The 25,148-nt window shown below is 57.6% G+C and carries 25 protein-coding genes; 9 read left to right on the forward strand and 16 right to left on the reverse strand.

All coding sequences use genetic code 11. The annotated features are described in order from the left end of the window. Nucleotides 1–15: 15 nt before the first annotated feature. Both FJ145_02640 and FJ145_02645 read right to left on the reverse strand, forming a co-directional pair. On the reverse strand, nt 16–1,017 hold the full coding sequence (locus FJ145_02640; protein ID MBM4260317.1) for an ABC transporter substrate-binding protein: 1,002 nt from the start codon (nt 1,015–1,017) through the stop codon (nt 16–18). Nucleotides 1,018–1,102: 85 nt separating this feature from the next. Beyond that, the gene (locus FJ145_02645; GenBank protein ID MBM4260318.1) at nt 1,103–1,423 is read right to left on the reverse strand and encodes a CopG family transcriptional regulator; all 321 of its coding nucleotides are present in this window, start codon (nt 1,421–1,423) and stop codon (nt 1,103–1,105) included. Between the two features lie 156 nt (nt 1,424–1,579). Between FJ145_02645 and FJ145_02650 the strand changes: the two genes are divergently transcribed. The 3 genes from FJ145_02650 to FJ145_02660 all read left to right on the forward strand — a co-directional run bounded on the left by FJ145_02650 (nt 1,580) and on the right by FJ145_02660 (nt 5,199). Then, complete coding sequence (locus FJ145_02650) at nt 1,580–2,791, forward strand: amidohydrolase (protein MBM4260319.1); 1,212 nt, start codon at nt 1,580–1,582, stop codon at nt 2,789–2,791. A 191-nt stretch (nt 2,792–2,982) separates the two neighbouring features. Next, a complete protein-coding gene (locus FJ145_02655) occupies nt 2,983–4,188 on the forward strand; it encodes a Gfo/Idh/MocA family oxidoreductase (protein ID MBM4260320.1) in 1,206 nt (401 codons plus the stop codon). 30 nt (nt 4,189–4,218) lie between these two features. After that, entirely contained in the window at nt 4,219–5,199 is a 981-nt protein-coding gene (locus FJ145_02660; protein MBM4260321.1) for an amidohydrolase, read from the forward strand. A gap of 86 nt (nt 5,200–5,285) precedes the next feature. Here FJ145_02660 and FJ145_02665 read toward each other — a convergent pair whose 3' ends face one another. The 4 genes from FJ145_02665 to FJ145_02680 all read right to left on the reverse strand — a co-directional run bounded on the left by FJ145_02665 (nt 5,286) and on the right by FJ145_02680 (nt 9,920). Next, a complete protein-coding gene (locus FJ145_02665; protein ID MBM4260322.1) occupies nt 5,286–6,341 on the reverse strand; it encodes a cupin domain-containing protein in 1,056 nt (351 codons plus the stop codon). 92 nt (nt 6,342–6,433) lie between these two features. Then, nucleotides 6,434–7,579, reverse strand: coding sequence for an amidohydrolase (locus FJ145_02670; GenBank protein ID MBM4260323.1), 1,146 nt, complete (start codon nt 7,577–7,579; stop codon nt 6,434–6,436). Between the two features lie 58 nt (nt 7,580–7,637). Next, nucleotides 7,638–8,825 carry a hypothetical protein gene (locus tag FJ145_02675; GenBank protein MBM4260324.1) on the reverse strand — a complete coding sequence of 396 codons (1,188 nt, stop codon included), beginning with the start codon at nt 8,823–8,825 and terminating at the stop codon, nt 7,638–7,640. Nucleotides 8,826–8,915: 90 nt separating this feature from the next. Then, nucleotides 8,916–9,920 (reverse strand): hypothetical protein, encoded by a 1,005-nt coding sequence (locus FJ145_02680; GenBank protein MBM4260325.1) that lies wholly within the window; start codon nt 9,918–9,920, stop codon nt 8,916–8,918. Between the two features lie 134 nt (nt 9,921–10,054). On the opposite strand from FJ145_02680, the gene FJ145_02685 reads away from it, so the two are divergent. Both FJ145_02685 and FJ145_02690 read left to right on the forward strand, forming a co-directional pair. Continuing rightward, a complete protein-coding gene (locus tag FJ145_02685; protein MBM4260326.1) occupies nt 10,055–11,077 on the forward strand; it encodes a cupin domain-containing protein in 1,023 nt (340 codons plus the stop codon). A 210-nt stretch (nt 11,078–11,287) separates the two neighbouring features. Beyond that, nucleotides 11,288–12,409, forward strand: coding sequence for an amidohydrolase (locus FJ145_02690; protein MBM4260327.1), 1,122 nt, complete (start codon nt 11,288–11,290; stop codon nt 12,407–12,409). An 81-nt stretch (nt 12,410–12,490) separates the two neighbouring features. Here FJ145_02690 and FJ145_02695 read toward each other — a convergent pair whose 3' ends face one another. From FJ145_02695 to FJ145_02715, 5 genes are all read right to left on the reverse strand, one after another. Continuing rightward, nucleotides 12,491–13,480, reverse strand: a complete 990-nt coding sequence (locus FJ145_02695) for an ABC transporter substrate-binding protein (GenBank protein ID MBM4260328.1) — start codon at nt 13,478–13,480, stop codon at nt 12,491–12,493. A gap of 94 nt (nt 13,481–13,574) precedes the next feature. Further along, the gene (locus tag FJ145_02700; GenBank protein MBM4260329.1) at nt 13,575–14,555 is read right to left on the reverse strand and encodes an ABC transporter substrate-binding protein; all 981 of its coding nucleotides are present in this window, start codon (nt 14,553–14,555) and stop codon (nt 13,575–13,577) included. 182 nt (nt 14,556–14,737) lie between these two features. Then, nucleotides 14,738–15,808: a hypothetical protein gene (locus tag FJ145_02705; GenBank protein ID MBM4260330.1), complete on the reverse strand. Its 1,071-nt coding sequence runs from the start codon at nt 15,806–15,808 to the stop codon at nt 14,738–14,740. A gap of 33 nt (nt 15,809–15,841) precedes the next feature. After that, entirely contained in the window at nt 15,842–16,051 is a 210-nt protein-coding gene (locus FJ145_02710; GenBank protein ID MBM4260331.1) for a hypothetical protein, read from the reverse strand. 63 nt (nt 16,052–16,114) lie between these two features. Further along, on the reverse strand, nt 16,115–16,402 hold the full coding sequence (locus tag FJ145_02715; GenBank protein ID MBM4260332.1) for a hypothetical protein: 288 nt from the start codon (nt 16,400–16,402) through the stop codon (nt 16,115–16,117). A 124-nt stretch (nt 16,403–16,526) separates the two neighbouring features. Here FJ145_02715 and FJ145_02720 point away from each other — a divergent pair, with 124 nt between their 5' ends. From FJ145_02720 to FJ145_02735, 4 genes are all read left to right on the forward strand, one after another. Beyond that, nucleotides 16,527–16,811, forward strand: coding sequence for a hypothetical protein (locus FJ145_02720; GenBank protein MBM4260333.1), 285 nt, complete (start codon nt 16,527–16,529; stop codon nt 16,809–16,811). Continuing rightward, complete coding sequence (locus tag FJ145_02725) at nt 16,808–17,212, forward strand: hypothetical protein (protein MBM4260334.1); 405 nt, start codon at nt 16,808–16,810, stop codon at nt 17,210–17,212. The genes FJ145_02720 and FJ145_02725 overlap by 4 nt, the downstream gene beginning before the upstream one ends. A 147-nt stretch (nt 17,213–17,359) precedes the next feature. Beyond that, the gene (locus tag FJ145_02730; protein MBM4260335.1) at nt 17,360–18,739 is read left to right on the forward strand and encodes an MFS transporter; all 1,380 of its coding nucleotides are present in this window, start codon (nt 17,360–17,362) and stop codon (nt 18,737–18,739) included. Between the two features lie 132 nt (nt 18,740–18,871). After that, complete coding sequence (locus FJ145_02735) at nt 18,872–19,366, forward strand: hypothetical protein (GenBank protein ID MBM4260336.1); 495 nt, start codon at nt 18,872–18,874, stop codon at nt 19,364–19,366. A gap of 262 nt (nt 19,367–19,628) precedes the next feature. Here FJ145_02735 and FJ145_02740 read toward each other — a convergent pair whose 3' ends face one another. The 5 genes from FJ145_02740 to FJ145_02760 form a co-directional block, all read right to left on the reverse strand. Further along, the gene (locus tag FJ145_02740) at nt 19,629–20,663 is read right to left on the reverse strand and encodes a hypothetical protein (protein ID MBM4260337.1); all 1,035 of its coding nucleotides are present in this window, start codon (nt 20,661–20,663) and stop codon (nt 19,629–19,631) included. A gap of 131 nt (nt 20,664–20,794) precedes the next feature. Beyond that, on the reverse strand, nt 20,795–21,850 hold the full coding sequence (locus FJ145_02745) for an ethanolamine ammonia lyase-activating protein (GenBank protein ID MBM4260338.1): 1,056 nt from the start codon (nt 21,848–21,850) through the stop codon (nt 20,795–20,797). Between the two features lie 123 nt (nt 21,851–21,973). Further along, the gene (locus tag FJ145_02750) at nt 21,974–23,107 is read right to left on the reverse strand and encodes an amidohydrolase (protein MBM4260339.1); all 1,134 of its coding nucleotides are present in this window, start codon (nt 23,105–23,107) and stop codon (nt 21,974–21,976) included. Nucleotides 23,108–23,126: 19 nt separating this feature from the next. Next, nucleotides 23,127–24,110: an ABC transporter substrate-binding protein gene (locus tag FJ145_02755; protein ID MBM4260340.1), complete on the reverse strand. Its 984-nt coding sequence runs from the start codon at nt 24,108–24,110 to the stop codon at nt 23,127–23,129. A 182-nt stretch (nt 24,111–24,292) separates the two neighbouring features. Further along, nucleotides 24,293–25,063, reverse strand: coding sequence for a class I SAM-dependent methyltransferase (locus FJ145_02760; GenBank protein ID MBM4260341.1), 771 nt, complete (start codon nt 25,061–25,063; stop codon nt 24,293–24,295). Nucleotides 25,064–25,148: the final 85 nt, after the last annotated feature.

Here is a 25,148-nt window from a genome sequence, read left to right on the forward strand (position 1 = left end):
ATTAACAGCAAGCGGTTATGGTTTTAGCCGTCCTTCGCCGCGCAGCTCCTGCTGCGCCAACTTCAAGATACGGTCATTGAGGACGCGGTCCAAGGTGAAGCTTTTGTCGACCAGCCCGGTGCGGATATCTTCGTCAAGCATTTGTTGCATACCTGGCACCGCCAGCGACAGATCACCCTGCAGGCCGGGCGAGTAGAGGTCCCAAGCCGCGCTGACGATATCGGGATCGCCCTGCAGCCCAGCTTCGTAGCCGGCCTTGATCGCTTCGCGCTTGTTGAACTTGGCGATCTGCATGCCCTGAATATACGCCTTGAGCATGCGCTTACTGGTCTCGGGATATTTCTCCAGCATCTCGTTGCGCGTCACTAGAATATTTTGCGGAATGCCGAGCGAATCGTTCATGTTGCTGATCACCGAATAGCCCGAGCGAATCAGCCGCACCGCATCTTCGGTGGGAAACGGCGCGGCAGCGATGATGCCCTTCTCGATCGCCGCGGCCCGCAGCACGGTGCCGCCAATTGCGCGCAGAATCACTTCTTTGTCGGGGGTTATGTTGTGCTTTCTCAAAAAAGCCTTGACGGCAAACTCGGAATAGCTGCCGGCGCCGGTGATGCCGATCGGCTTGCCCTTGAGATCCTCCACCGTGCGCGTCTGCTTGTTGCCAAGCATGATGTAATTGGTCGTGCCGGAGATGCAGCCGATGATCGACAAATCGAGGCCGCGCGCCTTGGCGCGAAAGATCGCCTGTGCACCGCCGATGCTGGCGAAATCGACTTCACCGGCGACCAACGCTGAGATCGCCGCCGGCCCGCCACGAATCAAAATCGGCTCGACGGTCAACCCCTGCTGCTTGAAAAACCCTCGCGCCATGGCGACCCGAAAAGGAATTTCACTATTCCAAGCCAGGCTTACGAAGACCATCCGAAAGGCCTTCTTCTCCTGCGCCAACGAATGCGCTGGCGCCACCAGCAACACCATCAAGCCTATCGTCAGTTGAATCGCTGTTTGAATCCCCATCACTCCATTACTACGCTACTCCAATACCGTAATCTCCCACTCGCGCCTCAGACCTTATCTGTCTTGCCTATTGCCCAATGCCTGTTCATCTCTTCGCATACACCGTCGTCTTGCCATCCTTGTCAAACGTCATCACGTTGTAAGGCTCCGGCTTACCGGCCTCCATCCCCGGCGAGCCGATCGGCATACCCGGCACAGCTAGCCCCAACACCGCCGGCTTCTCCTTGAGCAGTTTGTCGATGAGATCGGCCGGGACATGCCCCTCGATGATGTAGCCGTCAATCAGCCCCGTATGACACGACTGCAGTTTTTCCGGGATACGCTGCTTTTCCTTGAAATTGAGCAGGTCCCGCGCCGACAAAAACTTTCGATCGACCTGGAAGCCGTTGTTACGCAGGTGGACCACCCACGCCGAACAACATCCTCAGCCAGGGTCCTGATAGACGGTAATGGCCTTGGCGGCGGCCTTGGCCTGGGCCAGCAGACTCACCGGTAGCAACAGAAAAAACACCAACGCGGCGTATCGCCCAATTGTTCCGATCTTCACGGTGCTCCTTAGACGATGCAAATCTACAGATTCATTGACAGAAAAGCGAGCACTGCGATATCGATCATAGAGTTCGCCCGAGGAGGGACCGCCATGACAAAGAATGGGATGAAGGTGCTCGACAGCGATATGCACTTGATGGAGCCGGTGGACCTGTGGGACCGCTACATTGACGACAAATTCAAGGCCATTGCGCCGCGCGGGCTCTCCAGCGAAAACGTCCGCGATCTGCGCATGGCCCATCCCGACGGCCGCCCGTGGGGCGTGTATCGATCCAACGGCGTGCGCAGCGGCGCCCCCAACCGTGGCCGCAACTTCAATCGCAACCAAGGCATCTATCGCGATCACTCGGAGCGTGGTTGGACGGCCGAAGTGCAGCTCGAAGCGATGGACGTCGAAGGCATCGACGTTGCCGTGCTCTATCCCACGCGCGGGTTAAACGTCCTTAGCGAACCCCAGATGGACGCCGATTTCGCCGCCGCTCTGGCGCGCGCCTATAACAACTGGCTCTACGACTTTTGCGAAAAGGATCCGCTGCGCCTGCTCGGCGCCGGCATGATCTCCACGTTTGACATCGACGACGCCGTCAAAGAAGCGCACCGCTGCGTAACAGAGCTGGGTTTTCGCGCCGTCTTCATGCGCTCGAATATCTTGAACGAACGCAACTGGCACGATCCCTATTACGAGCCACTCTGGTCCGCCCTCGAAGAGTTGGCGGTGCCCGTGGGCTTTCATGAGTCGTCGTCTTCCGCCGGGCGTCAGACCGGCGACTGGTTCGAGCCCAACTTCATGCTGCGCCGCGCCGTCGCCCAGCCCATGGAGCAGATGTTAGGGTTGGTCGCCATTTGCGCCGGCGGTGTCTTGGCGCGCCATCCCAATTTGCGCGTCGCTTTTCTCGAAGCCAACTGCACTTGGCTGCCGTGGCTCCTCTGGCGCCTCGACGAAGGTTGGGAGCGCGAGGGCGATATCTGGGCGCCGGAAATGACGATGAAACCGAGCGATTACTTCAAGCGCCAGGTGTTCGTATCCGTGGAACCCGATGAAGCCGGCGTAAAGTATGTTATCGATTACATCGGCACCGAGCGTCTGGTTTTCTCGACGGATTACCCGCATGGCGATTCCAAATATCCCCATGCAGTGGAGAATTTCTTGGAGCTCAAAATCGGCGACCTCGACAAACGGAAAATTCTCTGGGACAACTGTGCTGAGTTTTACAAAGTCACTTAGTTATAGTCTTCGTCACGCGATCCGACGCCCCCCCCCTTTTGACAAAGGGGGTCAAGGGGGGATTTTCCTAATGCGCTGCGTTCAAATCCCCATCTATCCCGCTTTTCCAAAGGGGGAAGTCGGAATTTGGCTTGCGCGTAAACCGCTCCCCTGCTAACAAGAGAAACCTTCCAACCGAAAGAAGCAATCCCATGGCAACTCCCAATCGAAGACTGAGACTCGGCATCGTCGGCCTCGGCGTCGGCGCCTCAGAAATTTTGCCGGCGATGGAACAGATTCCGGAATTTGAGCTGGTTGCGGCGGCGGACGTCAATCCGCGCGTGATGGCGACATTCCAACAACGGTATGGCGCCAAGACCTACGACAGCATCGACAAGCTCTGCGCCGACCCCGACGTCGAGGCGGTCTGGGTGTCGACGCCCAATCGCTTTCATGCGCCGCACACGATCATCGCCGCCAACGCCGGCAAACATGTCGTCGTCGAGAAACCGATGGCGATCTCACTGCAAGAGGCCGAGCAGATGGTCGAGGCATCGATCAAAAACAAGATCAAACTGCTGTGCGGTCATACCCAGAGCTTTGGGCCGCATATTCGCACGATGCGTAGAATCATCCGCTCCGGCGAGCTGGGCCGCCTCTGCGCGCTGCACGTTTGGGCTTACACGGATTGGATGCTGCGGCCGCGCACAGCGGACGAATTGGACATCAATCAAGGCGGCGGCGTGCCCTACCGCCAGGGGCCGCACCAGATCGATACCCTGCGGCTCCTCGGCGGCGGTCTGGTGCGCAGCGTGCGCGGCGCCACCGGAGGCTGGTTCAAAGGCCGGCCGATCCCCGGCTACTATTCGGGATTCATGGAATTCGAAGACGGCACACCGGCAACTTTGATGCACAACGGCTACGGCTATTTTCTCGCGTCGGAATTGGTTCCCTGGGGTGGCCAGAATAGCCGCTACAGCGAAGCCGAGCGCGCCAAGATTCGCAAATCTTTGCTCGACGGCACGCGCAACGAAAACGCCGACAAAGACGCCATGCGCATCGGCGGCGCCAACGAGGGTGAAATTCGCGATCGCAGCAAAGCCAAGCCGTGGCAGCCCAACGACCTCGGCATTCTCGTTGCCACCTGCGAAAAAGGCGACATCCGTCAATCGCAATACGGCTTGTTCGTCCACAGCGACGAAGGCACCAAAGACGTGCCGCTGGTCGGCGGCGGCGGTCCGTCGCGCCGCGCCGAGTTGATGGAGCTCTACAACGCCGTGGTGCTCGACAAACCGATCCGCCACACCGGCCCCTGGGGCATGGCGACCTTGGAAGTTTGTTTGGCGCTGATGCAATCGTCGAAGGAAAGAAAAGAAATTTACTTGAAGCATCAAGTGCCGGCGCCCGAGCAAGATTAAGAGTCGGAGATATCATCTCAAGGAGGCAAAATGTACAACGGACAAAAAACAGTCGACGTGCACGGTCACATGACCACCCCGGCGGTGTTCCGCCAATTCTTAGCCGAATGCGTCTCGCAGAATACGCCCAATCGCAAGCTCGACATGAGCGATGAGCAGCTCGAAGCAGCGCAGCAGCGTCATCTGAAATTCATGGACGACCGCGGCATCGACGTGCAGTTGATCGGCCCGCGCCCGATCGCCATGTGGCACTGGATGCGGCCGTTCTTGCAAGAGTTCTGGGCCAGGACGACCAACGACGTGATCGCGCGCATCGTCAAACTCCACCCCGACCGCTTCCGCGGCATGGCGCAGCTGCCGCAGTGCCGCGACAAAGACACGCGCAACTGCTTGCCCGAGTTCGAACGCTGCATCAAGGAACTTAACTTTGTCGGGGCCTACTTAAATCCCGACCCGGCGGGCGACAAGCAGACGCCCGGCGTGCATGAAGAATATTGGCATCCGCTCTATGATAAAGCCGTGCAGTTGGACGTGCCGCTGATGGTCCATCCGTCAATCACCTACGACCGACGGCTGGAGGTGATTCCTGCCAACTATCAGATGAACAATTATCTGGAAGAGTTCGTCGCGATGAATCTCTACATGCACAGCAAGGTTTTTCAGACGTTCCCGAAACTGAAGATCGTGATCTGCCACTGCGGCGGCGGGCTCCATCGCTTCATCCCCAACGACCACCACGTCGGTCAGGGCGATTCCAGTAATAATTTATATTACGACTCCTGCGTCTACGACGAAAATTATCTAGAGGCGGCGATCAAACAGCGCGGCGTCGACCAGGTGCTGTTCGGCACCGAGTCCCCCGGCTCCGGCGGCGCCGTGCGCAAGGATACCGGCAAACCGTCTGACGACATGATCCCGGTGATCGACAAACTGGCGTTCTTGAGCGCGGAAGATAAGATGAAAATCTTCCAGAAAAACCCGCTGAAGGTTTTTACAAAAGTGAAGATATAAGGAGAGCCTCGCGCAAAGGCGCCAAGGACGCAAAGTTCAAACACGTATTTTTCTTTGCGGCCTTTGCGTCTTTGCGCGAGAAAACCTTAAGCTTCTTCGCGGTACAATCTGAGCGCCTCGAATAGCGGCCGGTCGCTCACGGAAAAAAGAATCGCAGGATCTTTTGACGAGTTATTCTTGAAACGGTGCCAATAGTTCGTTGGCACGTTAAAGCAGTCACGCTCCGCCCAATCGAGCCCATTCCCGTCCGTCCTGCTCTTACCGATCTTCGTTACGCCCGCGCCGCGCGCAACGTGATAAACAGTATTGCAGCTGTGGCGATGGCTTTCGGTTTCTTCGCTGGGGCGGAGCATCTGAATCCGGCAGTGGAGCGACGCCGTGGTAAATCCGCCGGTTTGCGGATCGACGTAGTCGGCAATTACGCCATCATAGGGATCGCTTTCACCTGCCGCGTTGAGTTCCTCTAGTAGTGCCAACGATTCCTGCCAACGATAGCGCACCGGATACGGACCCGGGTTATCAATCACACCTTTCGCCCGCAGCGCGCCTAAACGCTTCTTGTAGTAACCGTCGGGCTTCGTCACCGGCTGTGAAAAGCTGTCAGGGAAGCGTTCGTTTTGCCAGACATCGAGCAGCTGCATCAAGGTCGAGTCCATCGCCGTAAACCAGATCGCCGGATCTTTGCCCGTGTTGGTTGTGCCGTGCCAAGTCCAACTGGGCTGGGTCAGCAAATCGCCCGGCTCCATGAACTGCTGCTCACCTTCGGCCGTCGTATAGAGGCCGCCGCCTTGGATCATGAAGTAGACCGAGGTCGCAGTGTGACGGTGCGAGTCGGTGACTTCTCCCCCGTTCACATGCTGCAACATCGCCGCAAACGTCCGCGTCGCGCCGAGCGGAATCGTGTCGGTGGAATTGGTCATGTGCAGCGTGCGCATGCGCATGACGTCATCGAGCGGCGCCAGCTCGCCGGCTTCGGTTAGCAGCGGCGCCATATCGCTCCAACGCCACACGGCCGGCAAAATCTCATCGGGCCGCGCCGGCCCGCGCCCGCGCTCCCAGGCGCCGCGCAGGGAGTGGGCCTGCACGCTTGCGTTCAGCGATGCAATTCGCTCCTGAAGGTCGCTGGCATTACTCTTAGACATAAGAAGTTTTCACCACGAAGGCCACGAAGGGGGAGCAAAGAAAAATCTTCTCCGAACTTCGTGTCCTTCGTGTGCTTCGTGGTGAGTAAATCCTAATTCAAATGAAAGAAATTCACCGTGTTATCGACCAGCATCTTCTGCTTCTCATCCTCTGGCACCCCCGAGAACATATCGGCAATCACTTTCCGCGAGTTCGGCCAATCGCCGGCCGAGTGCGGGAAATCGTTGCCCCACATGACTTTGTCGATGCCAATGTCATAGCGCAGCCGAATACCAAGCCGATCATAGATGAAGCCCCAATAGAAATGTTCCCGGAAGTATTCGCTCGGTTGCCGCTCCAGTGGTTTCAAATCGAAGTAACGCTGCATCCAGTACTTGCTCCGCTTATAAACGTCATCGAGTTGGTCATAGTAATACGGCAACCAGCCCATTTGCGTTTCCGCCCAATAGATCTTCAGCTTCGGCAGGCGATCCAAAACGCCCGACAGCAGCAACTGCACCGCGTTTAGACCACTGTTGCCGCCGAAACGGGTCAAGACACGGATTGGGTCGCCGCCAAAAGCAACTTCACCCGGATCTTTCTCATACTTGAACAAGGGTCCGTCGGGCAGCTGCATCGACACATGCACGGAGAGCGGCATCTTGAGATCGATGGCCGTCTGGTAAAAGCGGTCGTCCTCAAGCGTTGGATGCGACTTGCCGCTGGGAAAGGTGTTGAGCATCATCCCCTTCAACCCAGCTTTGGCGCAGTACTCCAGCTCCTTGATAGCAGCATCGACTGAATGGCTCGGCAGCGCACCAAGCGCAATCAAGCGCTCACGATTTGCGGCGCAGTATTCTTCGGCGAGAAATTCGTTGTAAGCGCGAATCACCGACAGATAGGCGTCGTCGTTCTTAATACCGCGCCAAAAAGTCAGATTGGTCGCCGACGTGTAAAGAATCTCGCCGTCGACGCCGTCTTTTTCCTGCTCCATCAAGCGCTGCTCCGGCGCCCCCGCACCCTCCGAGCCCTCGTAGCTAACCCCGCGCAGCTCGTGTCGCTCGTAGGGCTTGCCAGCGATCGCCAACCCAACAACATACATCGGCCGCCCTTCGATGATGATGCCATCGCCGCCATTGGCAAGCTTTACCAAGCGCGGCGCCCGATCGCGATACTTGGCAGGGACTCGATTGGTCCAGCGCTCAGGAGAAATTTCTAGATGCGAATCCCCGGAAAAAAGACGATACTTATTTGCCATTACTCAAGCCTCCGAATCACTATCCCTTGAATTCTTTAACTCGAAACCGCTTCAGGCCTCACCGCGGCGTCTGCAACCATTTCTCCGGCTCCAGCCCCGGCCGGTCTTTGTATTTCTCAGCGATCGCCCGCACCTTCGGATGATCAGCGGTCGTAATCCTGCCATCTTTGTAAACGTACTTGTCGCCGATCTTCAAATCGCCGCCGCGCAGCTCTGCCGAGATGTGCATCAGATAGGGAAACGTCTTGCTGCGCCGGCTATTGCCCATGTGGAAATGAAAGCTGCTCCAGTGGTGATGTTCGATGAAATGTCGATACGGCGCATTTGGGCACTGGTGCGGTTCCAAGATCGCCGAGGGATGCACGCCGCCGTGGAAGCCGCGCACTTCGTAGGCGGCGTCGCCCAAATATTTTGAGATGAATTGGTAGAAGCGCGTCAGCGTTTCCGCTTCAGCGCCGCCTTCGAATTTTTTGATCTGACCCTTTTCGATGAATACTTTGACCGGCTGCTTGAACGGACACGGCACGCCGATATGGCGCGCCCAGATCACGCCGATCTCGTTGATGATGCCGACGCCCTCGGCGTCACGCGCCCGTATCGACGACCAGACGCCCTCGGGAAACGGGCAGTAAACACCGATGTCGCGATAGTGCGCGTAATCGTCCATGTCTTGCGGCTTTACGACGTAGCCTTCGATGTGCGAGCCGTTCGCATGGGTCATCACCCATTTCTCGCCGGGAACGGCCAGCGCGCAGGCTTGCTTGCGAATCTCGGAAACCAACTCGTAGGGCGTCAATCCCCAGTTGCTGGTCAGCAGCGAACCCGTCGTCGCCATATTTCGCGCGTAATTTATGTTGTTCTCTTCGAGGATGTCGGCCGTCTCACGCAGCTCTTCTTCAAACGTCAGATCCACCGAGTTGCTAATGATACAGTCCGCCGACTTCATCGCGCCGGCGACGATCGGCGGCACACGCCAGGCTTTGCCCGGATCGGCGCCGGCGCCCCAATACACCATCGGCCGATAGGGAATATCGCACCAGACCACCGTCGCATCGGCACCGCGCTGGACAATGGCCGAGTGCAGCCACGAGATGACTTCAGAGTCGACGATATTCACGCCGCCGTAAACGCCGTCATTGGCTGCGACCAACAACACGTTCATGCCGGGCTTTACTTTGGCGCAGTTGTCGACCAAGTCGGCGACGGCGACAGCCGCTTGCTTGGGAATTAATGGAACAGACCCCACGCTAACCTCCCATCCGGAACGTTTCGTGTTTCGAGTTCCGAGTTTCGGGTTCAAACTCGAAACGCAAAACCCGAAACTCGAAAGAGATTCTTACGCCACCTTGGCTTTGGTTCTCGCCGCCTCCACCAACGGCCGATACTTTGCGCACAAAGCCTTCCACCCCTCAGCCTTCTGTTTCGCGCGCTCGATGGCCGTGTCCGAGAACTTCACGATCGGCGTGCGCGCCGGACCTGGGTTCACGTAGCCGGCAAATTCGATCGGCAGTTTCGCCGTCGCACCTTCGTTGCCACCGGGCCGTTCGCCGCCGGCCGCAGCCATGATTTCAGCAATGACGCCGATGGCTTCTTGATCCTTACCGTCGCGGCACAGATTTCGCAGATGCAGCACTGGCCATGGCCCCATCCACGAGTCGATCGACCAGCAGCCTGCCGAACCCATGCGATAGAACGGCACGAACTGCGCCTGGTTTGTCATAACGCTGATCTTACCGCGGATGATGTCCATGAGGCGAATAAACTCGCGGGTGTCGCGGTGGCTATCTTTCATGCCGACGATGTTCGGCCGCTTTACGAGCTGAGGGAAAACCGATACCGGAATTTTGACCTTGTGGTTGACCGGATTGTGGTAGATCAAAAAAGCCAGCTTGGGAAACATCTCACTGATCTGCGTGTACCAATCGGCCATGTATTCCGGCGACTGCGCGTCGTAGTACGGCACACCGAGCAGTGTGCCATCGCCGCCGATGTCCTGGACGAACTTCAGCCGCTCGACCACTTCACGGGCGTTGGGGCTGGTGGCACCGATGAACAGCGGCACGCGCTTTTTCACCGCGTCGACCGCAGCCGCGGCGAGGGTTTTATATTCATCCCAGCTCAGGTTGTAGCACTCGCCGAAACTCCCGGTGGTCGTGATCACGTCGATGCCGTCGTTGATCATCTTGTCGACGCCGGCTTTGAGACTGTCGACATCGATCGTATTTTTTGAAGTCAGCGCGGCCGCATCTTTGGTCGAGAACGATGGCATCATCGCCATCACGCCCTGAACGTCTTTCGCTGTTACCATAAGTGGCCTCCTAAAATTGGAGATATTTCTCATGTCATAGCTGGAAACCCTTCTGCTTGTAAAGCAGTCCTAAGTCTGTTTGCGATGAGTTCTAGTGTTTTGGTACAACCAAAGAAAATTCACGGAGGGACAGGTCGCGACCTGTCCCTACCGCGACGGAGGTCGCCATGGCGAAACCTGCTGTTAATGAACCCAAAGACCGCACCGAACTACACCGAAAATTCGCCGAGCTAGGCTTACGCGGCTACTGGCAAGCCGACCGCAATCACGAACGCATGGAGCCCAAACTGTGGCGCTGGAAAGACGTTTACCCGGCCTTGCTCGAAGCCGCCGATGTGATTCGCATTGGGCCTGATTCGTTTCGTCGCAACGTCGGTTTGCAAACCGGCAGTAAAACCCTCGCCATGGGTTTTCAAATCGTCCTTCCCGGCGAGGCTGCAGCGGCGCACCGTCACACCAACACGGCGCTGCGCTTCGTCGTCAAAGGCGGCGGCGCGTATACGACTTCCAATGGCGAGCCCATGGTGATGGAGCCTGGCGATTTGCTGATCCAACCGAACTGGGTGTGGCACGACCACGTCAACAATTCTAAAGAACCGATCATCTGGATCGACGCTCTCGACGCCGGTCTGGTGAATTTTCTCGACGCCCACATTTTTCGCGAAGAGTGGGCCGAAGGAAAGCAGCAGCCGCTGACACGCGGCCACGGCGCCGCACGCCGCCTGTTCGGCACCGCGCGCAAACCGCAGGTCGACTACGAAGGCGCCGCCGGCGTCCCCTACCACTACAAATGGGCGGAAGCGTTGGAAGCGATGAAAGAATTAGCCGAGCAAGGCCAGAACGACCCCTACGACGGCCTCTACATCGAGTACAAAAACCCGGTCGACGGCGGCCACACGTTTCTCACCATGACTTGCTATTTGCAGATGCTCCAACCCGGCCAAGAGACCAAGTTCCATCGCCACACCGGCACCTACATGTACCACTGCGTCCAGGGTAAAGGCGTCACGATGGTCGACAAAACCAACGCGGCCGAAATGCAATGGGACGAGCACGATAGCTACACCGTCCCCTCCTGGCGCTGGCACGCGCACAAGAACTTGTCGAAGACCGAGCCGGCCATATTGTTCTCGTTCACCGATCGCCCGCTGCTGCAAATGACCGGGCTGGATCGCGAAGAGGTTTCTTAGATTGGCAGCTGATGAAATTGATTCAGCGTGTCGCAGCGGACGTTTGGGGCGGATCAAGAGAATTTCCGAATCCTGTGAGCTTTGCGCCCCTTCGTCTTTGCTCAGGACAGGCTTTGCGCGAGACAACTCATAGTCCTCAATCAAATTGACACCCGCTCACCCCTTTGTTATTCGATGAGCTGACGCATTGATTTCCCCAGGAGAAAAACCATGAAAAACGGTTTCAAAGCGATGGATTCGGATATGCATGTTATGGAGCCCTGCGATCTGTGGCAGAGGTATATTGACAAGAAATATCTCGACCGCGCGCCCATCGGTTTGAACCGACACAAGCGCGATCTCGGCGTGCAGGTGGACGGCAAGATCATGCCGAAGCCAACGCCGCGACCCAATCCCGAACTGCGGCCTTTGCGCGAAAAGATTCTCAACACCCGCTATCAGGAAGAAGAAGCGCGCGACTTCGACAACGTCGCGCAGGTTCGCGCCATGGACAAAGAAGGGCTCGACATCGCGATTCTCTACCCGAGCCGCGGTCTGTTCGTCCTTGCCGTCGATGGGCTCGACCCCGACCTCGCTGCGGCCATCGCCAAAGCGTACAACGATTGGATGTTCGACTTCTGCAAAGTCGCGCCGGACCGCATGTTCGGCGCCGGCATCATTGCGCCGCATGACGTTTCAAGCGCCGTGGAAGAGACTCGGCGGTGCGTCAAGGAACTAGGCTTCAAGAGCGTGCTGGTGCGGCCGAACCACGTCAACGGCAAGATGTGGAGCGACCCCTACTACGATCCGCTTTGGGAAGAATGTCAGAAGCTCAACATCCCCATCGGTTTCCACGAAGCTGGCCGGGTCTATCTGCCGCAACCCGCGATCTCGGAATTGATACCCAGCTTCGCCATGTTCAACACCCTGTCGTTCCCGATGGCCAATATGTTTACCTGCGCGGACATGATCTACGGCGGCGTCATGGAACGTTTTCCGAAATTGAAAGTTGCCTATCTCGAAGGCAACTGTTCGTGGCTGCCGTGGCTGCTCTGGCGTATGGAAGAATACGGCGAGTTGACCGGCGTCGCCGAGCACCCGCAGATGAAGCTAACGCCCTTGGAATATTTCCAGCGCCAGTGCTGGGGTGCCGTGGAGTGCGACGAGCATGTCGCCAAGTTCATCCCAGAATTCGGCCTCGAAGATAATATCGTCTTCTCAACCGACTACCCGCATCTGGACGTGAAATACCCCCACGCCGTCGAAAGCCTGCTAAAGCAGCCCTTCAGCGATCAGATGAAGCGGAAATTTCTGTGGGATAATTGCGCGAGACTATACGGGTTCGGGTATTAAAATAGTTTCGGGTTACGAGTTCGGGGTTTCGAGTTCTCTGGGCGACAACCCGAAACTCGGAACCCGAAACCCGTAACCGATCTATCGCCCCTTCACGGCGTTGATAAACTGCGCATCGTAATACGCCGCCAGCTTGTCGCCCTTGTTCAGCTTGAAGCCAAACAGGTTGCGCAGGTCGAGGACGGTTTGCAGGCCCTTCAAATTCAAATCACCGGTGGCCGATATTTCATTGACGGCATCTTCGGCTTGTTTGGGATTCAATTTCAAACGTTCGCCGACGATCTTGATCGCTTCGGCGCGATTTGCCGGCTCCCTCACCCAGGCCGCCGACTTGAGCCATGCGCGCAAGAAAGCGTGGATGGCCGCCTGATTGTTCTCAGCCCAAGCGCGATTGACGGCAAAGACCGTGTTCGGGTAGTCAGGCAAAACCGCTTTTGAATCGCCGATGCGGCGCATGCCGGCGGCGAGGGCCTTGGCATCCACGGGAGGATTCAACACCGCCGCAAAGGTTTCACCCTTGATCATCGAGTCGAGACGCGCGCCGGTGGCGCCGGCGGCAACCAGCTCGTAGTCGCCCTTGGTCAGGTCCAAACCATTGGCCAAGAGCACCCGCCGCAACGCCAAGGCGAAAGCGGTGTCCACAGCATCCGCCGCCAACTTCTTGCCCTTCAAATTGCTCCAGCTCTTGATCTCGGGGCGGACAAAAATCGGCAGCACGGTGTAATCCGAGATCTGCCCCACCGCGACAAGCTCCGCGCCCTCTCGTCCCGACCAGGCAAGCACGTTGTCGAAGGCGGTGGAAACCATTTCGTAGTTTCGCTGGCTCAGCCCGCGCATCTGCGCGGTCGAGTTGGGCGTAACCGAAGCATCGATCGTAAGTTTCTCTTCGGCAAAGACATCCTTGGCCTGGCCGACCACCGTCGCCGCATCGACGCGAAAAACGTTCAAGCGAATAGTCTGCGGCTCAGTCAATTTCATAGGGGTCCCCGAGGCGCAGCCTACGAATGCAAGCGCAGCCAACAGCATGAGCAACCAGTTCCGTTTCATCAAATTGCCTCCTAATGTCCCCATGAACACTATTCTCTTGGAATCACTCCGAATCGTCAATTCCGTAGGGTGCGCCGTGCGCACTATCTGAACCGGTGCGCACGGCGCACCCTACGCGCTATCTCTGGCCAAGCTTTTTGAAGAACCCTTCCTTTTCCAACTCCGCAACAAAGCGCATGTCGGCCACGTCTTCGTATTTCAACGCGCGAATCTTAGGGTCCTTCTCGCCGAGACTCGCAATCAAAGTGTTGATCCCGCCACGGCTCACGTAAGGAATAAAGTCGAAAGCAGCACTGTATTGATTGTAGGCGTCTTCGAGCACCTCGATGTCAGTGAGCCGCGAATATTTCTGGAGCGCGCGAATGCCGGCAGTCTTGTTGGTCTTAAAGACGTGCAGCCCCTCCCCCAATGCGCGCACCATGCGCTTGGTGTTGTCCGGATTGGCCTTGACGTAAGCCCGAGTGCTGGCCATGACCGTCGATGGATACTCAGGCCCATCGGTGCCGAGGTTGAGCAACTCGACCAGGCCTGCCTTCTTCGCCCGGCTGCTGGTCGGCGGCGACAACGCGCCGGCGTCGATCTGACCGGCGAGTAAGGTCGTCAAAATATTCGGCACCTCACTCAACTGTAAAAAGGAATATTCATTGGCAGCCAAACCGGCTCGATTGACGGCAAACAACGCGGCCGTATGCGTCGATGAACCGATGCGCGTGATGCCGATCTTTCTGCCTTTCAGATCGGCGAGCCGTTTCAGCTCCGGCTTCGCCATGATCGAGAACACAAAACGATTGATACCTTTGCAGAACATCACCAAGTCTGCGCCGGCGCCGACCGCCTGTATGCTATTCAGCGCATCTGCCGTCGTATAGTGAATCTCGCCAGCGAGCATGGCTTGAATGGCTTTGGACGTCGACGCGATGTGAATAAATTCGATGTCGAGGCCGTGTTTTTTGTACAGGCCCTCTTCCTGCGCCGTCCAGATCGCCCCCATCACACCGCTGATGGCGCCCCAGTTGAGGCGGACTTTGTTTTGCGCGCCGGCCAAGGAAGCCGCGAGCAACTGGCTAAAAAGGATCGCACCAACAATGAATCGCTTCATGCCTCAGCCTTGTGCTACATACAAAGAGGGGCCGACCAGCCGGTCGCCCCTACAAATCTTTTTTGCGTTCTCTGCGTTCTTTCCGGTTGATCAAGCCCGATTTCCGAAACCCGGGCTTTTTGCGGTTACCTATTCCGAACCTCTAAGCCCACCGCGCCTCTGCGCGAGATATTCCGAATTCTTCAATTCGCCGCGACCCACGCGGTCAAAACCGACGGCGTATCCTGCAGCACCGGCTCCCACGACTCGCCGCGGTCGCGCGTCACATACAGCCCGCCTTTGCCCGTGATGCGCGCGTCGAAGCCGTAGCCGCGCGCGCCATCGCCCATGCCGCAGAAAAGCGAATTCTTGTCGGTCGGATGGTGCACCAGCACCCACGGCATCCAGGGATTCTCTTTTTCCAATCCCTTGGTCGTGATGCGCCAGCTCTCGCCATAGTCATCGCTCAAGAGAATATGTCCCAGTGGCGTATGCTTGTCGCGCCGCCAAACACCCGGAGAGCCTTTGCCGCCGCATAAAACCATGCGACCGCCGGGCATGAAGTGCCACTCGTGGGAATAGCTGTGCAACTCGGTGAATGCCCAGGGCATGCCGGTCTCGGCGCGCCGCCAGTGCTCGCCGCAATTGTCGGTGCGGAAAAAGCCGCGCGCCGACGAAACGAAATAGCGTTCTTTGCTGCCCGGCAGATTTTCGATGTAGTGCATATCGACGTAGTCGATGCCAATGCTGCGGTCATACCAGGTTTTGCCGCGATCGCGGCTGAGCAGCACGCCGCCATGCTCCAACAAAACCCAGATTAAATTCTGATCGTCGGGATGCACAAAGATATGGCGCACGTGGGGAAACTCGATGCCCTTCAACTGCGCCGGCACGCCCCATTGGCTTGTCACCTCTTCGCCGAAATCGAGCATGCTGTCGAGCGGCTCGAATTTCTTGCCGCCGTCTTCGCTGCGAAATAGTCGGATCGGCCCGATGCCCATGTAGACCACGCGCTCGTCGTGCGGATCGATGGTGAACGTGCGCACGTCGCCGTCCATGATTTTTGTCCAGCTCTTGCCGCCGTCTTCCGAGCGGTAGCCGGCATCGAAGGCGACGGCTGCGAAGAGCAGCTCCGGCCGCTTCACGCCGCCGATGATATGTTCCAGCGTCTTGCCCTGGAAAAACTCGCCGACGGTGTTGAAGCTACCGCCGCGGTTTTCCATGACTTTAAGTCCGCCATTGTGAGCGATGTAGTAGCGCAGCGAATCAGCCATATCTGCCTCCTATAGCAACGCTAACGTTTGCCGCTATCCAACCTTTGCCTGTTTGACGGGCCCAGCCAATGTCAGTCGCTCAAACACCAAACCAATCGCCCCTTCGGCGTCCGCTTTGTGCTCACCGGCCCGCGCGCCGCCGCTCGGATGGTGCGGGATCTCGATCAACGGCAGATCCGGCAAACCGAAAAACTTCGCCTCGGTGCGCCCCAGTTCCATGAAGATCGACTGGCATAGCGTCACCGTCGGCTTTCCTTTCTTTTGTAGTTCGATGGCGTCGTGGACACTCCACGACGTGCACGACCCTCAAGCGCCCAAGCCGGTGATGACGGCATCACAACGGCTTACGAAATCCTCCATGATCGGCTTCGGTGCGCCCTGCATGTGGCTCGGCTTGGTTTTAAAGAAGACTTCTTTGGTGGCGTACTTGGCTTGAATCAACTTGGCCAACTCTTGAAACATCGCCGTCGAGTTGGACTGGCCATTGTCAATGATGCCGATGACCTTGCCTTCCAACGTGTCCAATCCGGGCACTAGCGGGCGGCTTTTCGTGTTCACCGCCGCGCGCGGGTCGAGAAATTGCAATTTTGCCATTGAAAACCTCCTGAACCCTTCGTTTAAAAATGCGGATCCGTCGTTCTATATAGGCAAACTCAAGCCACCGCTGCAACCATTTGCAATTGACAGAGTGCATGGTTTGTTTTACGGCTAGACTGCGATGGGTCCGACTATTCTTGTTTCCGCTTTCCTCGTTTCCGCTTTCCTAATTTCATGCGCCGCGCCATGCGCGGCGCAGGTCGCCACGGTCCGCGTCGGCACCAACTCGCCGGCTAGCGCGGAATCGGTGCTGTTCACCATCGCCCGCGACGCCGGCGTCCTCAGACAGAACCAGCTCGACGTCGAAGTTATTTTTATCGGCGGCGGAACTTTATCAATGCAGGCGTTAGTCGGCCGCAGCTTGGACCCCTCGGCCTGGTGCGGATCGGCCAGAGAAGCGGTTTGAACTTGCTGCTCGATTTCATCGAAAAAGATATCGAGTATCAGCAGGTCGCGATCATCACTCGCGAAGAGAGGCTCAAGAGCCGCGCCGACGTCGTGCGCCGCTTCATGAAGAGCTACCTCGACAGCGTACGCTTTTGCAAAACGCAAAAACAAGTCGCCATCCGCGAAACCATGAAGCGGCTGCGCACCCACGACCGCTCCATCGCAGAATTCGACTACAACCAGCGGGCTCGGGCTTTGCCCGACGACGGCAAACCGAGTATTAAAGGAAAGCAGCTCGCATTGGACGACATCGCCAAAGATAATCCAAAGGCGAAGAATTTGACCGTGCAGCAATTGATTGATCTGAGCTTTTTGCCATGGGAAGAATTGACCACGAAGGCACGAAGATCACGAAGATAGGAGAAGAAAATCTTTTCCGAACTTCGCGTCCTTCGTGCCTTCGCGGTGAACTCGTATTTTCTCATTAGCCAAACTTGTCGCCAACCCAGTAGGAAAACGCGAAACCCGAAACAGTTCTTTCGAATCTAACGGCAAGCGAGACTCGCTCTGTCGCGCAATACCCACTCACCGCTGCTTGCGTATCCGGTCGTCGTCGCCTGTCTGAGCGCGCACCTAGGCTCGCTCGACAGCGCCATCAATATTAGTTTCCCGTCGATCACCGCGGCATTTTCCTTGCCCGTCACGGCGATTCAATGGGTCGTCATCGGTTATGTTTTGACCCACGGAAGTTTGCTGCTCGGCTGCGGCGGGCTGGCCGATCGCTGGGGCCACAGTAGACTACTCACCTGGGGATTATTGATCAGCGCCGTCGCTTTCGCCGGCTGCGGCTTGGCGACGCACTACAGCTGGCTCGTCGCCTGTCGCATCGTCCAGGGTCTGGGCGCTGCGCTGATCTTCGGCAGCGCACCGGCGCTGGTGACCCTCGCTGTGCCGGGCGAGCAACGCGGCCGCGCCTTGGGCATTTATCAAATGAGCACTGCGGTCGGCTACGCCGTCGGTCCACTGCTGGGCGGTATGCTCGTCGATGGCTTCAATTGGCGGGCGACGTTTCTGTTTCGCTTGCCGCCGGCGCTGCTGCTGGCCTGGTTGGCAGCGACAAAATGTCCCGCTCCTACCAAGCCCCAAGAAGCGCAACGGTTCGACTTTCTCGGCGCGCTGACACTCGCCGCCAGCGTCGCCGGTTGTCTACTCGCTTTGAGCCGGAGCCGCGCGCTCGGATGGTCGGCGCCCCTGGTTGTAACTCTGAGCTGCGGCGCGGTTGCCTGCTTCATCGGTTTTCTAGTCATCGAGAAGCGCAGCCCCGCGCCGGTGATCGACCTGCGGCTGTTTCGCAACATCGGTTTCGTCATCGCCAACCTGCTTTCGGTGATGGCCAATTGCGCCCGTTTCGCCATCGGCCTGCTGCTCCCCTACTATCTCATCAACGTGTTGCACTATCCCGCGACCGTCGGCGGCTCATTGATGCTGGCAACCTATGTGCTCACCATCGCCGCCGCACCGCTGGCGGGAAAATGGTCCGACCGCATCGGCACGGCGCTCTTGGCATCGCTCGGCCTCGCGGTGGAGGGAGTCGGACTCTGGCTGCTTGGGCAACTCGACGCGCAAGCAGGCTACATTCCACTGGCAATGACTCTCGTGGTCGTCGGCTTGGGGCTCGGCATCTTCGAGGCGCCCAACATGAGCTTTGTCATGGGCTCGATCCCGCGCAATCGACAAGGCGTCGCCGGCAGCATCGCCAGCATGATGCGCCCGCTCGGCATCGTCGCCGGCGCCAGCGGCTGGAGCATGCTGTTCGATTGGCGGCGCGCCGCCAACCCAGCCCAAGCCGCAGGCGCTTCGCCATTCCAAGACGTCTTCGTCGGCGCCGCTGGGTTGTGCGCTGTGGCTTGTTTCTTGTCGCTATTCCGCAGCGAGAAAAAAACCTAAACAATTTCAACTTCGCATCCGTTCGTCCTGGGCTTGTCGATGGCATCCTCTGAAGGTGTTAACGGAAGTCGCAATCCTGCCGGTGAGCTATTTTCGACAGTCGGTCGGCAGTGTAATATCGCTTGCAACCCCATGGACAAAATCGAGGAAACATTTTACGAGATCGCCGCCGGCGAGATCGCCTCGCGCACACCGCGCCCCGGCGTCATGGCGAAAGCGTTGGTCGAAACCAAGGGCGATCAGAAGCAGGCCATACTTCGCTATATCGAGCTGCGCGTCGCACAGCTTCAGGAAGAAGCCCAAACCAAACAGCAACCTAACCCAACCGGTGACACCGAGCTTCAGCGCAGAGATATGTATTGTCAATGCGAGCTTGTCGAATGGGGTCTGTTTCGCGACTATGAGTGGCAAGCAGAAATCAAAGATGACGTGCTCACCCTGCATTGCACAAAGACCGACGATGAGCTCAAAATCCCCTGCGATACAGAGGAATATGAACTGGACTTTGGCTGGTTCTCCAAGAGTCGCGTCGTCATTCGCTCGGGTGAGCGTGAGCTTAAACTACACGGTGAATCAGAAGATATCGCCGCAATCCGTGCTTGGTGGGAGGCTGGAGAGTCATCCTAGCAACGCGGTGTTTGCCGCAACTTACGGCAACCGCGGCTTAATTCAACGTCCGAACAGCTGGAAGCCTGGAGGAGCGCAGGCATCAGCGCAAATCGTTCGGTTTAATTCGCCGATGCTTGGCATCTCTTCGACCTTTTCACTGCGATTCGCAGAGCAGGGCGACCGCCGGTCGCCCCTACAAGGCGGCGTCGAAGCGGATATCTGTTGCCTTCGCTCCGGAACGGTTTCACTTCGATCGCGCCGCAGCGATGAATAATCCGGGCTAGGTATCCCGCACCACCGGGAAAAATAGCTCGTCGATGTTCGCCGGCTTTTTGGTTAAGCCCTGCTCAACGGAACAGCGCGCCAGCAGTTCGAGCATTTTGCGATTGGCTTTCAATCCCAGTGGATACGGATCGGCGCCATAGATCTCGCTTTGCTTTTTCAAATCTTCGCCGTCGAACATCAGATGGGCCTTGCTCATTTCCGCGGCCCATTCGTAGGAAAGCTCTTTGCTGCGTTGAAAGGTTTTGAAAAGTTCCAGCGCGATCCACGGGTGCTTCTCCAAGATCGCGCTCTTGACGATGACCATGTGGTTGGACGGCATGACGCCGGTCTTGCGGAAATAGTCCAAGGTAATTTGCCGGCCGCCGTCCTTTAGCAGCGGGCGAATGCGCGGGTTGCCGTCGATCTGCGTGCCGCCGTTGCGATCGATCGGTTTCATGCCGGAGGACTCTTTGCGCGTCACCGCGCGTATGCCATAGGCAGCATCGATCTCGCCGCGGTCGAGCATTTGATCCATGGTCTGCGATTCGTTCAACCAGTTGAGCGTGATCCCCGCCGGCGGTTCCTTGTCGAAGCCGAACACGCCGCTGTGGCTAAAGTCTTTCGTCCGGCCGTTGTACCAGGTGATTTCATTGGTGTTGATGCCGTAGAGCTCTTTGAAAAAAGAGCGCATCCACACCGCCGCGGTCATCGGATAGTCCGGCACCGCGACCCGTTTGCCGCGCAAGTCGGCGAGGGTTTCAATGCCGCTGTTGGTGTTGGCCGACAGCGTGTACCAGAGAAACGCCTTGGAGAGAAACACCGGCAGGCCGCTCCACTGCCATTTCGACCCGTCGCGCCGCTCGCGGGTGATCAAAAAATCGGAGATCGACATCTCGGAAACGTCGAACTCGTCGTAGCGCAGATTGCGATAAAAAAGATCGCCCGGCGGGCAGTAGACAAATTCCAGATTAATATGCTGCGGCTTGACCGCCCCCTGAAACAGCGGCTCCAGGCGCGGATTGCGCGAAAACCCCACGGTCAGTGTGATCATGTATGTGCTTCTCCTCGATTGTCGAAAGATGATCTCGCGCAGAGGCGCAGAGGGCGCAGAGAAAAATTTGGTTTCCGAACCCTGCGGCCTCCGCGCCTCTGCGCGAGAATATTTCTTGAGTCACCCTCTCGCTAAAATCGCAGCGTGACTGCCGTCCCTCGCTTGGCGCACTCTTTCTTGAACTCTTCGTGAATCGCCGGGTCCTGGTCTTTGTATTCGATCTGCGTGCCGCCAACGCGGATATCCTGATCGGTCTTGGATAAATCTTCGACCTTGTAGGTAAATCCCCAGGGTTTCAGCGCCAGGTAGCGCACCGGTTTGTTATCCGGATTGAAATGTTGATGAAACCAATTCGCCGGCGGCACCAGCAAACTTCCCGGTCGCCAATCGATGCGGATGCGCGGCCGCCCTTCCTCCCAGAGATAGGAATAACCTTCCCCCGAGAGAATAATCAGATGCGCGCCGGGACCGTGGCGGTGGCCGCGCGGATACGCGCCCGATGGATATTGCTCCAGATGCGCGCTCATGGTGTTCGCCGCCAGGTGCAAGCGAATCCCGGTTGCCCCCTTGCCGCGCGCGCTGCGATCGCGCAATCCGAAATCGCGCACGTCGGGAACGAAATTCGACTCCCATGTACGATATTCGACAATCTCTTTGCCTTTGCCGTTGTAATAACTGTCGTCGCCGCTGAAGCGGTCCATGAACGAAAATGCATTGCCCAGCACAAAGTCGAGATTGCGAAAGCGATTGATCATCGGCGGCGCATCGGTCAAAGCGACAAAGCGCGCCGGCTCGCTGCCCTGGGCATTGAAGTGCTGATGCCAAGTATTTAACGGCGGCGAAAACAAGCTGCCTTCCTGCCACTCAAAGCTCTGCTTTTTCGTGCCGTCGTTCCACACCGTCGTCGCGCCGCGCCCTTTGACGACGTAGATCAGTTGCTCAAATAGATAGCGTTGCGGCTGGGTCTCGCCCTTGGGCGGAATCTCGCAGACGTAGGAACCGCAGCTACGCCCCGAACCGACGAGATTGATAAACGTGCCACGCACACCCAAGCGCTGCCACGGCGCGACGGCGATTGTCGTTAAATCTTCGACGCAGTGGCCGCGCAGGATCGGTATTTGTTCCTGCTCTTGCCAGAGGTCATAGGGAGTTTTGTCTGAATAGGCCGCGGTTTTGGTTAGGTCCATTTTGCTTTTCCACGACGCGGTAACGAGTGGATTTTTGCTTCCTGCTTTGGAAAAGAGGGACTGAGGGGGATTTGTCCTTGCGCGTCGAAAATCCCCCCTTTTTCAAAGGGGGGATGCCAAGAATCAATCCAAAGAAAACCCATACAGCTTCGCTGCGTTCTCCGACAGCATCTTGCGCTTCTCTTCGTCGCTCACACCGGCGAAATCTTTTTCGATCTTCTCGCGCGAGTGCGGCCAAAAGGTCGCGCTGTGCGGGAAGTCCGACGACCACATAATATTTCCCACGCCAATCTCATGGCGATGCGCGATGCCGTAGTCATCGTTGATAAATGTCGCGTAGAGCTGACGCTTAAAATACTCCCGCGGCGACATCGTCAGCCGGGTTTCAAACGCGCTGCCGTGCACGCGCAGCGCGCGGGTCGCGGCGTGACCGTCGATGCGATGGAGGAAGTAGGCGAGCCAGCCGCAGTTCAATTCCGCCGCGACGACTTTCAAACCCGGGTATCGTTCCAAGACGCCGGAGAGAATCAGAGTCGCAAAGGTCGCCTCCGCTTCGTGCGAGTTGATCGCGCCGGCGATGAAGCGCTTCTGCGCGTTGGAGTCCCAATCGACCCAGCGCAGCCCGGCGAATTCGTGAATCGACAAAGGCATGCGCAAGTCCTGCGCCGCCGCCCAGAAATCATCATAAATTTCCGCGTAAAAAGGCATGCCGTCCGGCGGCGACGCCCAGATCATGGCGCCGGCCAGGCCGTTCTTGGCGCACTCCTGCAAATCCTTCGCGGCCTGCTTCGGGTCGTGCAGCGAAATTAGCGCCAACCCTTTGTATCGCTTCGGGGCATGGGCGCAGAACTCGGCGAGCCAATCGTTGTAGACCGAAAAACAGGCGCGCTGGAACGCCGCGTCTCTGATCCAGAACATGCGAAAGCCCAGCGTTGTATACAGCACGTCGCCGGCCACGCCGTCCTGGTCCATATCTTTCAAGCGCTGTACCGGATCCCAGCCGCCCTTGTGCGCGCCGGCGTAGGAAAAGTTGTTCAATAATTCTTTGATCTGATCGACGCTTTTGTTGCCGCCAAAGCCGAGGATGACGTTGTGCGGCTGGCGATCTTTCTCGATCCACCACCAGGCGCCTGGTTTGCCTTCGTATTCAGTATGCATCTGCGGCGCGATGTCGCGATACTTCACCGGCAAACGTTCTTTCCAAAGGTTCAACGGTTCGCTGACATGGGAGTCGGCGTCGAGCAGTGGATAGCTCATAATCGCCTCGCTGGGTTTACTACTGTATCCCCAATTCCTTTTGCGCCTGGCGCAGGTAACTCAAGTCGATATATTTCTCCGGCGGCGGCACCGTGCCTTTGATAATGCCATCCTGCACCTGCACGTCGATATTCGCTTTCAAACCGGTCAGGGTCACATCACCGTTGTAAGGATAGACCTTGTTCTTGGTGTAGTACTCGATGCCGCGCCGCGCGTAGACGGCTTGCAAGCCAAATTCTTTGTTCAAGAAATCCGCGCCTTCCGCCGGGTTATCGTGCAGCCAGCGCAGGGCTTGTATATGTGCCTTGATAAACTTCACGACCGCGGCGCGATTTTTCTCGGCCCAGCCGGGATTGATGTTGATGTTGTTGAATTGGTACTGCGAAATGATTTCGCTGGTGTCGCCCAGCTTGGTAAAGCCTTTGTCCACCGCGATGTCGGAAAACGGCAGCACCAGCACGGCGCCCGCCACCGACCCGCTCTCCAGGGCGCTCAAGCGTGCCGGCGTGCCGCCGGCGATCACCGACATGGAATAGTCGCGCGGGTGCGTCAGCCCTTTGCTTCTCAGATAGGCGACCAAGATCGACGTCGCGCCGCCGCTCAGGCTGTTGACACCAATGCGTTGTCCTTTCAAATCTTCGACGCGCTTGATGTTCTTGGCACCGATCAATAAATACGGTGCGGCGTTGCTCGAACCGGCGGCAACTTTCAAGTTACCATTGGTGCGCTCGTTCCAGATGATGATGTTGTCCGCGTTGATGTTGGCGAAATGCAGCTCGCCGGCCACCATGGCTTGCAGCTGAATGTCGCTGCGGCCGATGTTCACCAGGTCGACCGCGATGCCTTCTTTAGCGTGAAAGCCTTTTTTCTGGGCGATAAAGAAAGGCAGGTAGTTCAAATCTTTGGAGATATAGCCGGCGGTAAGCCGCTGTGCGCCGACGATTTGTGGCGCAAGCACGAAACCGAGCACGAGCGCAAAGGACAAGAAGCATTGGGTCATCATCGTTTCGCTCCTTCGGAAATCAACGCAATCTAGCCATAAATCGCAGCAGAACTGCAACCGTTACCCATGAGCGCAAGCGCGCGGCCTCCGAACCGTTCGCCCTGAGCTCAGTCGCAGGGCTCCGAAGAGCTTCAGCCCTGTAGGGCGAAATCGACACCCAGGGCCAACCCAACTCGGCCTGCTTACTGCTTTACGTAACGGTGGGTAAAACGATCGCTTTCGCCAATGGCTTGATACTTGGCCTTATCTTTATCGCCCAAGCGAAAACTCGGCGGCAGCGTCCAAACACCGTCAGGGTAGTCTTTGGTGTCCTTCGGGTTGGCGTTGACCTCCGACTTACCGGTGAGTTTGAAGCCAAACTTCTCGATCAGGTTGATAGCGTAGTCTTCGCGCACATAACCCGATGTCATCTGCGCTTCTTGAGGGATACTTGTCCGGCCACGGTGGTCGACCACACCCAAGACGCCGCCCGGCTTCAGCGCTTTGTGAAACGCCCGCAGAGCACCGTCGACTTCGTTGCGCTCGACCCAGTTGTGCAGGTTGCGAAACGTCAGGACAAAGTCGGCGCTGCCGGGCTTGGCGATCTCGTGCATGTCGGCGTTGAATTTGGTGACCTGCACTTTGTCGAACAGCGGCGGATCTTCTTTCAGACGCGCCAGGAATTTTTGATGATCTTCCAGATAACGGGGCGCCGCCAGCTCGTCACGATTGGCCGCGATGTAAAGCCCACGCGCCCTTAAATACGGCGCCAGGATTTCCAGATAGTATCCGCGGCTGCCCGGCAGAATCTCGACCACCGTGCTGGTTTCTTTGACGCCGAAAAAAGCCAGCGTTTCCACCGGATGGCGATAGCCATCGCGCACCACGTTGGCCTTGGTGCGATGCGGCGCGGTAAGCCAATGGGCGATGAGGTTGTCGTTTGCCCATGCGACAGCGTTGCCCAATAGCCCCATTGCCAACAGGCACATCGACATTGACGTTTTTCGCATAACGAGCTCAAAAACACTCCGCATAAATCCTCCTGGCTATTTCCGTGTC

It is taken from the genome of Deltaproteobacteria bacterium (assembly GCA_016874755.1).
In the GTDB taxonomy this organism is placed as follows: domain Bacteria; phylum Desulfobacterota; class Binatia; order UBA9968; family UBA9968; genus DP-20.